The sequence below is a fragment of the Skermanella stibiiresistens SB22 genome (assembly GCF_000576635.1).
GTDB classification, from domain to species: domain Bacteria; phylum Pseudomonadota; class Alphaproteobacteria; order Azospirillales; family Azospirillaceae; genus Skermanella; species Skermanella stibiiresistens.
Map to the genome: position 1 here is coordinate 1 of NZ_AVFL01000188.1, position 203 is coordinate 203.

A 203-nucleotide genomic window follows, 5' to 3' on the forward strand; every position below is an offset into this window, starting at 1 on the left:
TCGAGCCGTACTCGGGCGCCATGTTCGCCAGCGTGGCGCGGTCTTCCAGCGACAGCACGCCATCCAGCGCCTCGCCGGTGAACTCGACGAACTGCGCCACCACCTTGGCCTCGCGCAGGATGCGGGTCAGGTTGAGCACCAGGTCGGTGGCGGTGATGCCCGGCGCGGGCCGGTTGTACAACCGCACGCCGATGACCTCGGGC

At 70.0% G+C, this 203-nt stretch carries 1 protein-coding gene; it reads right to left on the reverse strand.

Annotation, left to right across the window (positions count from 1 at the left end; translation table 11 throughout):
• Positions 1-187, reverse strand: a 187-nt coding sequence (locus N825_RS35995) for an aconitase family protein (RefSeq protein ID WP_342666069.1), incomplete at its 3' end; no start/stop codon positions are given.
• Positions 188-203 lie beyond the last annotated feature (16 nt).